Below are 1,842 nucleotides of genomic sequence, written 5' to 3' on the forward strand. Positions count from 1 at the left end.
GCGGCGGGCGTGCACGGCGGCGGCGCCGAACTGGTGCTCGCGCGGCTCCACCCACATGGACCGGGCGCCGCGCCCGTCGTGCATGTAGGCCTGCGGCGTGATCCAGGTGCCGCCCAGGCGCTTGCCCTCGCGCGGATCGGCCACGCAGCGCAATTGCTGCATCTGCTGCACCAGCCAGCGCGGCACGGGCGCGGTGAAGCGCACATGGGACAGCAGCGTGCCGGGATCGCCCTTCAGAGCCTTCTCGCCCGGGCCGACGAGGTAGTGGCGGTAGCGCTCGCGCTCGCCGATCTCGTAGGCCTCGGCCAGGTCGCTCTCCTTGTCCAGCAGCACCACCCAGCGGTGGCCGCGCAGCACGCCTTCGATGGCGGCGCGCCATTGCTCGTCGGCCACCTCGACCACCTCGGCCACGAACCGGTGGCCGATGCCCTGGGCCACCAGGCGCTTGCGGAACTGCTGCACCTCGTGCGGCAGCGGGGGCAGGTGCTGGCCTTCCAGGGCCTGGAGGGCCTGCTGCGCGAGCTTGCGCCGCTGCTGCAGGGCCGATCGCTCGTCCTGCGCCTGGGCCTCTTCGGCCTGCAGCCGGGCCAGGTGGGCCTGCAGCTCGTCGGCGTTGCTGCCCTTGTCCACCAGCGCCAGCAGCTCCTGCTCGCGCTTGGCGAGCTGCTCCAGCGGCGATTCGTGGCGCGTGGCGTCGTCCAGCGCGGCGCGGGCCTCGTCGCGCTCGGCCAGCAGCCGGGTGGCGTCGGACTGGGCGCGGGCGCTTTCTTCGATCAGCGTGAGCAGGCGCTTGTTCTGCACGGCTTGGTCGGCCAGGGCGCTGCGGTGCTGGGTCTTTTGGCGGCGCAGTTCGCGCGCCTGCCTGGCCAGGGCCTCGCGCTCGCCATGCCAGGCCAGCACGGGCAGCACCTCGGTGGCCAGGCGCTCGCGCTCGGCCACCTTGAACTGCCAGCTCTGGTAGCTGGCCACGCGGTTTTGCAGCTCGGCCAGCTGCGCGCGGCCGTGGTCGAGCTCGCGCTCGGCCTGGGCCATCTCGCGCACGAGTTGCTGCTGGTGCTCGCGCGCCTGGTCGTAGGCATCGAGCACCTGCTGGTCGCCGAACACGTCGAACACCAGGCGCAGCAGCTCGCGCGGGCTGAATTCGCACAGGCGGTCGGTCTGGCCCTGCTCCAGCGAGAGCACGCGGGCGATGGCGGGCGACAGGCCCGCCGCGCCCAGCACGCGGCCCCAGGCCTCCACGCCCATGAACCCGAGGTCTTTCTCGGGCGTGTCGCGCAGTTGTTCGATGCCCACGTCGCCGTCGAGCAGGCAGTAGCGGCGCTGCCAGTCGCCGCCGTTGCGGTCGATGCGGCAGGCCAGCGTGACCTGGTCGCCGTACAGCAGGCGCCGCGCGAAGGGGCGGCTGGAGGTCTGGCGGCCCTGGGGCCGGTTGTCCACCACGGCGCGCAGCCAGGCGGTCTGCGCGCCGGCGTGGCGCGCGTAGGTGCGGTAGTCGCGCGGGGCCGAGCAGCGCAGGCCCAGCAGGGTGCGCATGGCATCGAGCAGCGTGGTCTTGCCCGAGCCGTTGGGCCCGGCGATGGTGATGATGGACGCATCGAGCGGCAGGGCCACGCGCTGGCAGTAGTCCCAGTGGACGAGTTCGAGGGTTTGCAGGTGGAACATGGGGGCGCGGGGTTCGTCGTCGGTCAGGCGGCGGGCGCCGGGGTGGGGTCCGTGGCGGGCGTTGCAGCGCCCGGCGTGGCGGCGGCCTCGCTGCGCTCGCGCGCCAGCACGTCGGCCAGGGCGCCGTCGAGGATGCGCGGGGCCATCACGTCGTAATCGAGCAGCACGTCCAGCAGCGGG

General features: G+C 73.4%; 1 protein-coding gene. It reads right to left on the reverse strand.

Annotation, left to right across the window (positions count from 1 at the left end; all coding sequences use genetic code 11):
- A partial coding sequence (locus tag AC27IO_RS23695) for an ATP-binding protein (RefSeq protein ID WP_498741109.1) occupies positions 1-1,662 on the reverse strand: 1,662 nt, incomplete at its 3' end.
- Positions 1,663-1,842: the final 180 nt, after the last annotated feature.

The organism is Acidovorax sp. KNOB132, assembly GCF_057541515.1.